This window comes from Sphingomonas pituitosa NBRC 102491 (assembly GCF_001598435.1).
GTDB classification, from domain to species: Bacteria; Pseudomonadota; Alphaproteobacteria; order Sphingomonadales; family Sphingomonadaceae; genus Sphingomonas; species Sphingomonas pituitosa.
This window is the reverse complement of sequence record NZ_BCYY01000008.1, coordinates 16,269-30,332: the sequence shown is the minus strand read 5'-3', so window position 1 is coordinate 30,332 and position 14,064 is coordinate 16,269. Positions and strand designations below refer to the sequence as shown.

Annotated in this window: 8 protein-coding genes; 7 read left to right on the top strand and 1 reads right to left on the bottom strand. The window is 66.5% G+C overall.

Features of this window, described 5'->3' with window-relative positions; all coding sequences use genetic code 11:
* Positions 1-101: 101 nt before the first annotated feature.
* Positions 102-1,367, bottom strand: coding sequence for a phosphoribosylamine--glycine ligase (gene purD, locus SPI01S_RS08455; protein ID WP_066721129.1), 1,266 nt, complete (start codon positions 1,365-1,367; stop codon positions 102-104).
* Between purD and xseA the strand changes: the two genes are divergently transcribed.
* The 7 genes from xseA (at position 1,366) to SPI01S_RS08420 (ending at position 14,033) form a co-directional block, all read left to right on the top strand.
* Positions 1,366-2,874: an exodeoxyribonuclease VII large subunit gene (xseA, locus tag SPI01S_RS08450; protein ID WP_066721126.1), complete on the top strand. Its 1,509-nt coding sequence runs from the start codon at positions 1,366-1,368 to the stop codon at positions 2,872-2,874. The two genes, purD and xseA, sit on opposite strands and share 2 nt — an antisense overlap.
* 40 nt (positions 2,875-2,914) lie before the next feature.
* Positions 2,915-3,115 carry a DUF2093 domain-containing protein gene (locus SPI01S_RS23310; protein WP_066721469.1) on the top strand — a complete coding sequence of 67 codons (201 nt, stop codon included), beginning with the start codon at positions 2,915-2,917 and terminating at the stop codon, positions 3,113-3,115.
* On the top strand, positions 3,112-3,945 hold the full coding sequence (locus SPI01S_RS08440; protein ID WP_066721124.1) for a M23 family metallopeptidase: 834 nt from the start codon (positions 3,112-3,114) through the stop codon (positions 3,943-3,945). The genes SPI01S_RS23310 and SPI01S_RS08440 overlap by 4 nt, the downstream gene beginning before the upstream one ends.
* A gap of 265 nt (positions 3,946-4,210) precedes the next feature.
* A complete protein-coding gene (locus tag SPI01S_RS08435) occupies positions 4,211-7,300 on the top strand; it encodes a TonB-dependent receptor domain-containing protein (protein ID WP_066721121.1) in 3,090 nt (1,029 codons plus the stop codon).
* Between the two features lie 92 nt (positions 7,301-7,392).
* On the top strand, positions 7,393-9,405 hold the full coding sequence (locus SPI01S_RS08430; RefSeq protein WP_066721118.1) for a tetratricopeptide repeat-containing sulfotransferase family protein: 2,013 nt from the start codon (positions 7,393-7,395) through the stop codon (positions 9,403-9,405).
* A 402-nt stretch (positions 9,406-9,807) separates the two neighbouring features.
* Positions 9,808-12,987 carry a TonB-dependent receptor domain-containing protein gene (locus SPI01S_RS08425; RefSeq protein WP_066721115.1) on the top strand — a complete coding sequence of 1,060 codons (3,180 nt, stop codon included), beginning with the start codon at positions 9,808-9,810 and terminating at the stop codon, positions 12,985-12,987.
* A gap of 68 nt (positions 12,988-13,055) precedes the next feature.
* The gene (locus SPI01S_RS08420) at positions 13,056-14,033 is read left to right on the top strand and encodes a prolyl hydroxylase family protein (protein WP_066721112.1); all 978 of its coding nucleotides are present in this window, start codon (positions 13,056-13,058) and stop codon (positions 14,031-14,033) included.
* Positions 14,034-14,064: the final 31 nt, after the last annotated feature.

Here is a 14,064-nt window from a genome sequence, read left to right as displayed (position 1 = left end):
CCCCTGACATCGCGATACATGCCTGATCGCCCCCTGGGCGATGATGTTTCGCGTGCTTCCGGCAGGGACGCGGCCGCCGGTGCAGCCGCGCCTCGCCTGGGTCAGTCGCGCGCGCGCGCCAGTTCGCGCCAGCCGATGTCGCGCCGGCAGAAGCCGGTAGGGAAGTCGATGGCGTCGACGCCGCGATAGGCCGCTGCCTGCGCCGTCGCGATGTCCGGCCCGATCGCAGTCACGTTCAGTACCCGGCCGCCGCTCGCCACCAGCATATCGCCCTGAAGCTTGGTGCCGGCATGGAACACCTGCACGCCGCCGGCTTCTGCCGCGTCGATCCCTTCGATGCTGCCGCCGGTCTCCGGCGTGCCCGGATAGCCGCGCGCCGCCATCACCACGGTCAGCGCGGTGTCGGGGCGGAAGCGCGGCGCGGGACGGCCGGCCAGTTCGCCGCGGGCGGTTGCCAGCAGCAGTTCGAGCAGGTCGTCCTCCAGCCGCAGCATCAGCACCTGGCATTCGGGGTCGCCGAACCGGGCGTTATACTCGATCAGCTTCGGGCCGGCCTTGGTGAGCATCAGCCCGGCATAGAGCACGCCCGAATAGGGGATGCCCTCGGCCGCCAGCGCCGCAATGGTCGGCAGGACGATCCGCTCCATCGCCGCGCGCTCCAGCGCCGGGGTGAGCACCGGCGCGGGGCTGTACGCGCCCATCCCGCCGGTGTTCGGCCCGACATCGCCCTCGCCGACGCGCTTGTGGTCCTGCGCCGATCCGAAGAGCACCGCATCCGTGCCGTCGGTGATCACGAACAGGCTGGCTTCCTCGCCGTCGAGGAATTCCTCGATCACCGCGCTGGCGCCCGCATCGGCGAAGATCGCGGTGAGCGCGCCGACCGCCTCGTCGCGGGTCATCGCCACCGTCACGCCCTTGCCGGCAGCGAGGCCGTCAGCCTTCACCACCACCGGCAGGCCGAACGGTTCGAGCGCCGCCAGCGCCTCTTCGAGCCCGTGGACGCGGACATAGCCCGCGGTGGGGATGTTCGCGCGGGCGCAGAGATCCTTGGTGAAGCCCTTCGATCCTTCCAGCTGCGCCGGCAGACGATTGGGCCCGAACACCGGAATGCCGGCCGCGCGCAGCGCATCGCCCACGCCGGCTACCAGCGGCGCCTCGGGGCCCACGATGACCAGGCCGATGCCGTGTTCGCGCGCGAAGGCGAGCACCGCCGCAGGATCGGTCGCTGCGAGGTCGACGCACGACGCATGCGCCGCTATGCCCGGATTGCCCGGTGCGGCGAAAAGCTGCGTCAGCAGCGGCGATTGCGCGAGCTTCCAGGCGAGCGCATGTTCGCGCCCCCCCGAACCCAGTAGCAGGACGTTCATGGCCGACCCCTTATTCGAGACATCATCGGCGCGGCTCGTAGCCGAGGCGGTGCCCGGGGACAACGCGGCGCCGATGAGCGTCAGCGAACTCTCCGGCCGGCTGAAGCGGATGGTGGAGGGCGAGTTCGGCCATGTCCGCCTGCGCGGCGAGATTTCGGGCTGGAAGCGCGCCGCCTCCGGCCACGCCTATCTGGCGCTCAAGGACATGGACGCGGTGATCGACGGGGTGATCTGGCGCGGGGCGGCATCGGCGCTGCCGTTCCAGCCGCAGGACGGGCTGGAGGTGATCGCCACCGGCAAGCTCACCATCTATCCCGGCCGTTCCAAATACCAGATCGTCATCGAGCGGATGGAACTGGCCGGGGAAGGCGCGCTGATGGCGCTGCTCGAAAAGCTCAAGGCGAAGCTTGCGGGCGAGGGACTGTTCGATCGCGAGCGGAAAAAGCCGCTCCCCTACATGCCCCGCGTGATCGGCGTGGTCACATCGCCCACCGGCGCGGTGATCCGCGACATCCTGCATCGGCTGGAGGATCGCTTCCCCAGCCATGTCCTCGTCTGGCCGGTGAAGGTGCAGGGCGACGGTTCGGCACAGGAAATCGCGCGTGCGGTGCGCGGTTTCGACGCGATCCAGCCGGGCGGCCCGGTGCCGCGCCCGGATCTGGTGATCGTCGCGCGCGGCGGCGGCTCGGTCGAGGATCTATGGTCGTTCAACGAGGAAGTCGTCGTCCGCGCGGTGGCGGAATGCGCGATCCCGATCATCTCGGCGGTCGGGCACGAGACCGATACCACGCTGTGCGACTTCGCTGCCGATCTGCGCGCGCCAACGCCCACGGCCGCCGCCGAAATCGCGGTGCCGGTGCTCGCCGACGTCCGTCACGGCATCGCCACGCTGGCGCACCGCACCGAACGCTGCGTGCGCCGCTATCACGAGCGCGCCGGCGAGCAGCTGGCGGCGCTGGTCCGCGTGCTGCCGCGCCGCGACGCGTTGCTGGGTCCGCAGCGCCAGCGGCTCGACGATGCGGGCGCGCGGCTCGGGCTGGGGCTCGAACGCCGGGTGACGGTGGCGCGCGGCCAGCTCGATCGTGCGGGCGCGGCGCTGCGCCCGGCCACGCTCGAACAGAGGCTGGCTACCGCGCGACAGCGGCTGGGCGCCCTCGCGCTGGATCGCGCCGCCGATCGCGAGCTGGCGGCGCTGCGCCAGCGCTTCGCCCGCCCGGCCGAGGCGCTGAAGCCGGCGTCGCTCGAACGTCGTTTCGCGATTGCCGCCGAGCGGCTGGCCGCGATCGGCCGGCATCTCGAACTGCTCGATCCCGAATTGCCGCTCAAGAAGGGTTATGCCTGGGTGGAGGGGCGCGGCACCGGCAAGGTCGTCGCCTCGGCCGAGGATGCGCGCGCGGCGCAGGCCGTGACGCTGCATTTCGCCGACGGTTCGGTGGATGCCCGGGTTGAGCGCGGCGCGGGCAAGGCCTATGCTGCGCCCAAGCCCGAACAGCCGACGCTGCTGTGAGGCGCATCCAACCCACTCGAAAGCAGGAATGGCGCCGCCCATGCTGATGTCCAACACCGCCCGCGTCGCCAAGCTGCACTATATGGCCAACGGCTTCCGCGTCCTGTCGCCCGGCGACCATGTGCTGTGCGCAGTCACCGGCGAGCGCATCCCCGTCGACTCGCTGCGCTACTGGAGCGTCGCGCGGCAGGAAGCCTATGCCACGCCCGAGGCGGCGACCAAGGCGCTGCTCGAAGCATGATCGATCGGCGGCGGTTCGCCGCGGCGATGCTGGCGACGACGCTCATGGCGCGGACCGCGCGGGCGGGCGGGGATCCCTTCGCGCTGGACGGGCATTTCGAGCAGGGCGGCATCGCCCGCGGGCAGCTTCCCGCCGGCGCATCGGATCTGCGCTTCAACGACCAGCCGGTTCCCGTAGCGGCAGATCGCCGCTTCCTGATCGCCTTTGATCGCGACGCGCCGGCGGCGGCGGTGCTGGCGGCGACGGGCAGCGGCGGCCATGCGCTCCGCGCGGACCTTGCGATCGCGCCGCGCGCCTGGAACATCTCGCGGCTGGACCAGCTTCCCAAATATCCCGTGCCGAGTGCCGAGTTCGAAGCCCGGCGTCCTGCCGAGCTTGCCCGAATCGCGGCGGCGCGTGCGAAGCAGACCCTCGCCGAGGGGTGGCGGCAGCGCTTCGCGTGGCCGGCAACGGGTCGCATCTCGACCCTGTTCGGTTCGCAGCGCATCTATGCGGGTGAGCCGGGTGCCTATCATTCGGGCATCGACATCGCCCTGCCGACCGGCACGCCGGTCCGTGCGCCGGCCGACGGGGCGGTGATCCTCGCCGCCGAGGCGCCCTTCACGCTGGAGGGCAATCTCCTGATGCTGGACCATGGCATGGGGCTGTCGAGCGCCTTTCTGCACCTGTCGCGGATCGACGTGGCGGAGGGGGTTGTGGTCCGTCAGGGCCAGCTGCTCGGCGCGGTGGGCGCGACCGGCCGCGCCACGGGGCCGCATTTGCACTGGGGGATGATGTGGCGCGGCGCGCGGATCGACCCGCTGCTTGCAGCGGGGGCGATGCCTGCCTGAATTCTGTACAATGCTGCCATGCCCAGCGAAACTTTGTAACAATCCAGCGCGGATTTGTCGCAATTTCCTGTGCTAAGATGTGGCTTTTAAGCGACAGTTTCGTGAAACCGTAAACATCGTCAATAGCGTCGCTTTACAACACTCAAGCTTAGCTGCTTCCTTCTGCCGCAAGCTCTTCCTGCCGGTCCGACCGAAGGAAGAGCCGGGGAGACATTCCGGGGACCGACGCTTTTTGTTCGTGGCCTCGGTAGAAAGAGGTACTTGCATGAAGAATATGCACATGATGCTGCGGGGAGGCTGTGCGCTTTCCGCAGTTGTTGTTGCTGGCGCGCTGTTTGCGGCGCCTGCCATGGCGCAAGACACCACCGCCGTTCCGGGAAGCGGCGCTACCAGTGACGGGCCGCAGGAGATCCTCGTCACGGGCTCGCGCATCCCGCAGCCGAACCTTGAATCGGTCAGCCCGGTCACGGTGGTCAGCAGCCAAGACCTCAAGCTGCAGGGCATCACCCGCGTCGAGGACATGCTGAACTCGCTGCCGCAGGTGTTTGCCGGCCAGTCGAGCACGGTCTCGAACGGCGCGAGCGGCGCCGCCACCGTCGATCTTCGCGGCCTTGGCCCGCAGCGGACGCTGGTGCTGATCAACGGCCGTCGCCTGATGCCGGGCGATCCGACGACCTCCGCGGCCGACCTCAACGCGATCCCGGAAGCGCTGGTGAAGCGCGTGGAAGTGCTGACGGGCGGCGCATCGTCGACCTATGGTGCGGACGCGGTCGCCGGTGTCGTGAACTTCGTGATGGACACCGATTTCACCGGTATCCGCCTCGACGGCCAGTACAGCCTGTACCAGCACAACAACAGCAACGACATCACGCCGCCGCTGCTCGATGCGCGCACCAAGGCCGGCTTCTCCGGCTTCGGCTATCCCACGGGCAGCGTCACCGACGGTGGCACGGTCAACGCGACGCTGTCGGTTGGCGCCAAGTTCGACGACGATCGCGGCCATGCGGTCGCCTATTTCGGATACCGCAAGGTCGACGCCGTGGTTCAGTCGAACCGCGACTACAGCGCCTGCACCATCCAGAATGCGAACGCGACGGCGCTGCAGTGCGGCGGTTCGTCAACGTCCGCGCCGGGCAACATCGTGCTGTACAATGACGGCACCTCGACCTTCTTCCAGATCGGCAGCGGCCGCACCCTGCAGCCGGGCCGTACCCGCTATAATTTCGCGCCAACCAACTATTTCCAGCGCCCGGACGAACGCTACACCGGCGGCGCCTTCGTGAACTACGAAGTCAGCGATGCGCTGCATCCCTATCTCGAGTTCAACTTCATGGACGATCGCTCGGTCGCGCAGATTGCGCCGTCGGGTGACTTCGGCAACACGCTGACGATCAATTGCGACAACCCGCTGATGTCGGCGCAGCAGAAGTCGGTCGTCTGCGCGAACGAGAATCTGATCAACGGTTTCCTCGGCAACTTCCCGTTGACGGCGGTCTCCAACCCGGGTCCGGGCGCGCTCACCTATATCGATCCGACCACTGGCCAGCCTTACAACAAGGCCTTTTTCCAGCTGCTTCGCCGCAACGTCGAAGGCGGTCCGCGCGCGGCCGACTTCGGCCACACCCAGTATCGCGGCGTGATCGGCGCCAAGGGCGCGCTGGGCGAAGCCTGGAACTACGACGCTTATTACCAGTATGGCCGCACGATCTACTCGCAGATCTACAGCAACGAGTTCTCGGTCCGGAAGCTCAACAACGCGCTGGACGTCGTCAACGTCAACGGCACGCCGACCTGCCGTTCGGTGACCACGGGCGCCGATCCGAACTGCGTACCGTACGACATCTTCGGCGGCCTCAGCACCGTGACGCCGGCGGCGGTCAACTACCTGTCGGCGACCGGTTTCCAGCACGGCACCGTGTCGGAGCAGGTGGCGAGCGGCTCGATCACCGGCGATCTCGGCAACTATGGCATCAAGACCCCCTGGGCGGATCGCGGCGCCGTGGTCAACCTCGGCGTCGAATATCGTCGCGAGGCGCTGGAACTGAAGGTTGACGAAGGTTTCGCGACCGGCGACCTGACCGGCCAAGGTGGCGCTACGCTGCCGATCTCGGGCAGCTACCGCGTTACTGAAGGGTTCGGCGAAGCGCAGGTCCCGCTGGTCAACAAGAACTTCGTGTACGACCTGTCCTTCGTGGGCGGCTATCGCTTCTCGCACTATGAGATCAGCAACGGCCGGTCGTTCAACACCAATACCTACAAGCTGGGTCTCGAATTCGCGCCGGTACGTGCGGTCCGCTTCCGCGGCAGCTACAACCGCGCGGTTCGTGCGCCCAACCTGCAGGAACTGTTCTCGGTCCAGCATGTTGCGCTCGACGGCTCGACCGATCCGTGCTCGGACCGCGTGCTCACCGCGGCCGACAGGGGCTGCCTTGCGCAGGGCCTGTCGATCGGCCAGCGCGTCGCCTCGAACCCGGCCGGCCAGTATAACGGCCTGATCGGCGGCAACGACCAGCTGACCCCGGAAATCGCCACCACCAAGTCGTTCGGTGTGATCTTCCAGCCCGATTTCATTCCGGGCCTGAACCTGAGCGTCGACTATTTCGACATCAAGGTGCGCGGTGCGATCCAAGGCTTCGGTGCCGACGCGATCCTGGCAAGTTGCACGAACACGCTCAATCCGAAGGCGTGTGCGCTGATCAAGCGCAACCCCGTCACGGGTTCGCTGTGGCTGACCAACGACGGCTATGTGAACGACATCTCGAGCAATGTCGGCCGGGTCCAGACCAAGGGCATCGATGTCAATTTCGGGTATACGCGCAATATCAGCGGCGTAGGCAACTTCAGCTTCACCATGATCGGCACGTATCTGGACAGCTACGAGATCAACAACGGGCTGACCGACTCGTATGACTGTGCCGGCTACTACGGCACGAAGTGCAGCACCCTGACGTCGACGCCCTCGGCCCCGAACCCGCGCTGGCGCCACAAGGCGCGCCTGAGCTACACGTCGCCTGCCGGCATCGGCGCCTCGCTGCAGTGGCGCTACATCGATCCGGTCAAGGTCGACCTGTCGAGCAACGACGAGACGCTGAAGGGCAATTATTTCAACTTCGGCTCTCGCCTGGGTGCCCAGAGCTACTTCGATCTGGCGCTGACCTTCGCTCCGACCAAGCGGTACACGCTGCGTCTCGGCGTGAACAACCTGCTCGATCGCGAGCCGCCGCTGGTCGGTTCGGGCGATGCCGCGGGCAATGCTTCGGCCTGCCCGACCGGTCCCTGCAACGGCAACACCTATCCGGCGGTCTACGATGCGCTCGGCCGGTACGTCTTCGCGGGTGCGACCATCAACTTCTAACGCACCTCAATGTCGCTAGAGATGGGGCGGCGCGCCGTTGGAGCGCCGCCCATTTTTTTGTCCGACGAAGATTTCGCCGCTAGGATTTGCCCATGACCCGCCCCGCACCCCCGCTGACTGCCGACGAGACGACGGAGCTTCGCGCCATCCTTTCGCTGGCCTCGCGGGGAGATGTCGCCGGCGCGCGCGGCCGAGCCGAGCGACTCTATCGGAATGCCGGCGCGCCAGCGGTGGTCGCGGGGCTGGTGGGTGCGCTATGCTGCCAGATGGGCGATCTCGCAGCGGGCATCGGATTTCTGCGCACGGCGCACGTCGACGCGCCGGCCGACGTGGGCGTCGCCGTGAACCTGTTGCGCGCCTTGTCGGACGCCGGCGCCTTGGACGAAGCGCAGGCACTGGCGAACAATATCGACCCGCGCGCCGATCCGTCGGGGCGCCTGTGGCGCGCCTTCGGCTATGTCGCGCAGCGGCGCGAAGACTATGCGATGGCCGAGGCCTGCTACGCCGCGGTCGTCGCGGCGTTTCCCGAGGATGCGGAGAGCTGGAACAACCTGGGCAATGCCCGTGCCGACCAGGGTGATGCACCGGGAGCTGTCGAGGCGCTCACCCGCGCGGCTGCGCTTTCGCCTGCCGCGCCCATTCGGCTGAACCTGGCGAGCGCGCTGGCGCAGGCGGACCGGGCGGAGGAAGCCGTCGCCCTGCTGGCCCAGTGTGCCCGTGCGTTTCCGGCAGATGCCAAGCCCCTGGCGGAACTGGCGGCCCTGTCGAAGCAACTGGGACGGCCCGACCAAGCGATCGCGGCGCTGGAGGAGGCTGTGGGCCGGGATCCCGCCAATGTCGAACTACGCCTGGCGCTCGCCAGCGAACGGTTCGATCAATGGGATGCTGACGGCGCGGAAGCGGTAATCGCGGACATACTGCACGTGCGTCCGGACCATGCCGAGGCGCTCATCATGAAGGGGCTGCTGCTCGAACATCGGAACCGCGAGGAAGAGCTGCCTGCACTGCTCGAGGCGGCCCGTGCGAATGGCAGCGATCCCAGTGCGCAAGCCTTTCTGGAAGCACTGCTCTGTCGTCGCGAGAAGCGGTTCGCCGAGGGGCTGGCGGCGCTTGCGCGCGTTCCCGAGATCATCGAACCCATCCGCAGCGCGCAGCTCGCCGGCCAGTTCTACGACGGGCTGGGGGCGTATGACGATGCCTTCGCCAGCTTCCAGCGGATGAATGCCTTGCTCGCGGCCGATCCGTCCGACCCGCTATCCCGCGCAGCGACGACGCGAGCAGCCCTCGCGGCGGACGATGCGCTGCTGGATGCGGACTGGGTCCGCACCTGGCGCCCGATTGCCCATCTGGAAACGCGTCGCGTGGCGTTCCTGCTGGGCTTTCCGCGATCGGGTACCACGCTGCTCGACACGATGTTGATGGGCCATCCCGACGTGCAGGTTCTCGAGGAGCAACCGCCGCTTCGCCTGGTCGAGGAAGCAGCGGGCGGTCTCGCCGGCTTGGCGGCATTGACCGACGCGGATGCGAAGCAGTTCCGCGAGCGCTATTACGCGGAAGTCGAGCGATTGGCACCGCACAGGCCGGGCGCCTTGCTGGTGGACAAGTCTCCGCTCCACCTGCTGCGGCTTCCGCTGATCCGGCGCCTCTTCCCCGATGCGCCCGTCATTCTCGCCCTTCGGCATCCCTGCGACGTCGTGCTGAGCTGTTTCATCACCAACTTCCGCCTGAACAACGCGATGGCCAATTTCCTCACGCTGGAGACGGCGGCGGCCTTTTATGCGGAAGCCTTCGCCTATTGGTCGAAAGCGGCTTCGCTGCTGCCCGGCCCGGTGCACCCTGTCGCCTATGAGGCGATGATCGCGGCCCCCGAGGAGACGTTGCGGCCGTTGTTCGAGGCGCTGGGGCTCGGGTGGCAGGAGTGCGTGCTTGCGCATCGCGAAACCGCGCGGAAACGCGGGGTGATCTCGACGGCCAGCTATGCGCAGGTGACCGAGCCGCTGTACCGGCGGGCCATCGGACGCTGGGAACGCTACCAACGGCACCTGGCGCCGGTGTCCGAGGTGCTGCAGCCATGGGTTGAGCGATTCGGCTACGCGCCGCGCTGATCGGCGCGATGCGCCGGTCCAAGCTTGCGCGCGCGACCGTTTCCGAAGGGGTGGGGCGAGAATGCCGCGGAAAGCCCAGGCCTTTCTGCAGCGGCTCCCCCGCTTCATCCGTGGGAATATCTTGCGAACGCTCACACTTGTGCGCATTTTTTGAGCAGATTGTTGCGCCGCGCAACATAATGTTGCGCACTGTGTGACATGTGGGACAGGACATGTCTTAACTGTTGCAAAATGGAGACGTTTTCGTCCCATCATGGCCTCGAAATGAATGGAAGCTTTACGAGGACGGCGTTCCTTGCTTCCTTAGACCCATCTCTACCAGCCGGGCATGAGGCGCGGCGGGTGGAAGGGGAGACAATCCCGGCCTTGGGGAACGCAGCCGGGAAAAAACGAGGGACACCCATGAAGAAGATACAGAAGCGTTTGCGGACCGGGACCGCGCTGTCGGCGCTGGTTCTGGCGGGCGCAGGCGTGTTCGCCGGCATGCCGGCTTTCGCGCAGGATACCGCAGCTACCCCCACGCAGGAGGAAGCGCCGGCCGGTCAGGACATCGTTGTCACCGGTTCGCGCATCGCACGTCCGAATCTCGAAGGCTCCTCGCCGGTGACCGTGGTCACGGCCGATCAGCTGACGCAGACCGCGCGCATCTCGATCGGCGACGTCCTCAATGACCTGCCGCAGGTTCGCAGCACGTTCAGCCAGCAGAATTCGTCGCGCTTCCTCGGCACCGGCGGCCTCAGCCTGCTCGACCTGTACGGTCTCGGCACGCAGCGCACGCTGGTGCTGGTCAACGGTCGTCGTCACGTCGGCTCGGACATCCTGAACAATGCCGTTTCGCCCGATCTGAACACCTTCCCGACCGACCTGATCGAAGATGTGCAGATCACGACCGGCGGCAACTCGGCGGTGTACGGTTCGGACGCCATTGCGGGCGTGGTCAACTTCAAGCTGAAGGAAGACTTCGAAGGTGTCCAGATGCGGGGCCAGGGAGCGATCACCAGCCGCAGTGACGCCGGCAGCTATTCGGCAAGCCTCGTGGCAGGCAAGAACTTCGCAGGCGGTCGCGGCAACCTCGCCGTCGATCTCGAATATGCGCATCAGAACGACCTGTTCGCATCGGATCGCAGCTATTTCGCGCGCAACGACACGCTGCTGACCGTCGACACCGACCCGCCCGGCCTGCCGAACGGCTCGGACGGCGTCCCCGACAACGTCTTCTTCCGCGATGTGCGCAGTGCGTCGATCTACAGCGGCGGTCTCATTTCCTTCGCGCCTTCGACCGCTTCCGGCGCGGCGCCCTGTGGTCGCGACAGCCAGACGAGCGCAACGTTCCCGAACGGCCGGCCGTTCACCTGTAACTATGTGTTCGCTTCGAATGGCGACCTGATCCTGCAGACCGGCTCGCGCGTCGGCCTTCAGAATGCAACCACGGCGAGCGTGAACCCGACGACCATCACCAACACGACGCCGGGCGGTTCGTTCATCGGTGGCAACGGCAACACCCGCCGTGAGGACCAGCTGGTTCAGCTGCTGCCGCGCCTTGATCGCTACGCGGTCAACGTCATCGGGCACTTCGACATTTCCAGCGCCTTCGTGCCGTTCGTCGAAGCCAAGTATGTGCGGACGGATTCCTTCAGTGCCGGCGGTTCGGGCCCTGCCTTCTTCACCGGCGGTACCATCGACGCCCTGTACGAGCGTCCGCGACTCGACAACCCCTATCTGTCGACCCAGGCGCGGACTACCATCACCAACGCGCTGGTCGCCAGCGGTGTCGCGCCCGGCAGCATCACCGACGCCACGCGCTTCGTTCTCCGCAAGAACCTGACCGATCTCGGCATGCGTTCGGAAGCGGCACGTCGCGAAACCTTCCGCGTCGTGGGCGGCGTTCGCGGCGACCTCGGCTCTAGCTTCCGCTACGAAGTCGCGGGCAACTACGGCCAGTTCACCGAGAACACCCGCGTGCTCGGCAACGTGAACACGCAGCGTCTCGCACTCGCCCTGGACTCGACGCGGAACGCGTCCGGCCAAATCGTCTGCGCCTCGCAGATCGATCCGAGCCGCGCCGAAGATTTCGTCGGCAACGACGCAATCCTCCAGAGGGACATCGCCGGCTGTAAGCCGCTGAACCCGTTCGGGGTCGGCAACATTTCGCAGGATGCCAAGAACTACGTCCTGCAAGACACGGTTTCGCGCGGCAAGATCACCCAGCTGGACTTCACCGGCTTCGTTTCGGGCGATAGCAGCAGCTTCTTCAGCCTCCCGGGCGGTCCGGTCGGCGTTGCGCTGGGTGGTGAGTATCGCCGCGAGACGGCGTTCTTCAAGGCGGACCCGCTCGTCGAGGCAGGCTACACCTTCTACAACGCGCTGGCCGAATTTAACCCGCCGTCGTTCGAGGTGAAGGAGGCGTTCGGCGAAATCAACGTGCCGCTGCTGAAGGACATCTTCCTGATCCACAGCCTCAACGCCCATGCTTCGGCGCGCGTGTCCGATTACAAGGGTGGGGCCGGCACCGTCTGGGCGTACAACTTCGATGGCGTCTACAGCCCCGTGAAGGGCGTTACGCTCCGCGCCGCCTATTCGCGGTCGGTACGCGCACCGAATCTGACGGAGCTGTACTCGGCTGCGGGTCAGAACTTCGCGCCCGGTTTCAGCGACCCGTGCGCGCAGGCCAACCTCGCGCTTGGCACGCAGTATCGTGCAGCCAACTGCGCGGCGACCGTGGGTGGCGCGTTCAACTACAACTACGCCCAGTCGCTGGAGACGGTGTCGTCGGGCAACGCCAATCTCGGCGCAGAAAAGTCCGACTCCTACACCTATGGCGTGGTGTTGCAGCCGGCGCTGGTCCCGGGCCTCTCGCTGTCGGTTGATTACTACAACATCGCCGTCAACGATGTGATCACGGCGCCGAGCGCACAGCAGATCGTCAACGCCTGCTATGACTCGCCGACCACCGGCAACCAGTTCTGCAGCCTGTTCCAGCGCGACGACGCCGCAGGTACGCAGACCGGCACCGGGTTTCGGATCCTCGAAGGCAGCCTGATCCAGTCGCCGCTCAACTATGCGCAGCTGAAGGTGCGCGGCATCAACGCTGATTTTTCGTATTCCTACAAGTTCTCGCCGGAGAATACCCTTGGGCTGCGTGTGGTCTACACGCACCAGATCACGAACGAAGCGTTCCTGGATCCGACCCAGCCGGGCTTTGCCGACAATTATCGCGGTGAAGTCGGTGATCCGCGCGATGCAATGAACGTCAATGTCGACGGCAAGTTCGGCAAGTTCTACTTCGGCTATCAGCTGCGCTATCTCAGCAAGATGGCAGCGACCTCGATCGAGTCGCTCGAGGCGTTCCAGGGGCGTCCGGCGACCAATGTCGATTTCGCCGACATCCCTTGGTATCGTGCGATGACCTATCATGATCTGCGTGTCGGCGTTTCCATCCGTCCGAAGCAGCAGTTCTTCCTGGGCGTCGACAACCTCACCGACGAGCGTCCGCCGCTCGGTTCCACCGGCATCGGTGGCGGTTCGGGTATCTATGACAATATCGGTCGTCGCTTCTATGCGGGCTTCAACGTGAAGTTCTGATCGAGCGGCAACGCTGCTAACGACAGGGGAGCGGGCTTGCCCGCTCCCCATTTTTTTTGGAAGTTGCCATGGCATCCGACTATTCCGACGCCTCCGTGGATCAGCTGTTGCAGCAGCGAGACGTGTCGGCGGCAGTGGCGTTGGTTGAGAAAGCCAGCGCGGCCGGCGTACGCGATGCCTGTTTCCGCCTGGCGATGTGGCTGCTTGCGGGGGCGCCGATTGCGCGGGACTTGCCGCGCGCGATCGAGGCGCTGCACGGCGCCGCTCTGGCCGGACATGCGGATGCGGCGCTGATGGAGGCCGCGCTCGTCGCAAATGGCGCGGCGGCGACGCCCGACTGGGCGCGCGCGCTCCAACTGCTACGGGCGGCGGCCGACAAGGCCAATGCGGTTGCGCGACAGCATCTCCTGCTGCTCGACGAGATGGCGCTGAGCGACGCAGGTCATCCTTTGACGCTGCCCGCGCCCGAGGTGTTGCACGATGCCCCGCGGATCGTGCGGTTGCCGAAGCTGCTCACGCCGGCCGAGTGCGAGCATCTCGCAATGTCGGCGGCGGATCTGCTGCAGCCTGCCATGGTCTTTGATCCCAAGACCAACCGCATGGTCAACCATCCGGTGCGAACCTCGGACAATGCGGTGATCGGGCCGACCCGCGAGAGCCTGGTCGTCCAAGCGATCCTGCGCCGCGTCGCGGCCGCAACCGGCACCGATGTCGGCCAAGGCGAGCCCGTATCGCTGCTCCGCTATTCGCCCGGCCAGCAATATCGGCCCCATCTCGATACTATCAACGGATCCACGAACCAGCGCATCAAGACTGTGCTGCTCTACCTGAACGAGGGGTTCGCAGGCGGCGAGACGCGATTCGAGCTTCTCGGCATCGACGTGGTCGCTCGCGGTGGCGACGCGTTGGTCTTCGATAATGTGCTGGAAGACGGGCGCCCCGATCCTCGGTCACGCCACGCCGGCCTGCCGGTACGCGCCGGTGCGAAATGGGTCGCCACGCGCTGGATCCGCGCTGCCCCCTATTCGCCTTGGGACCAGAACTAGGGGGGAGGGCCACGGGGACGCAGCCCTCCCG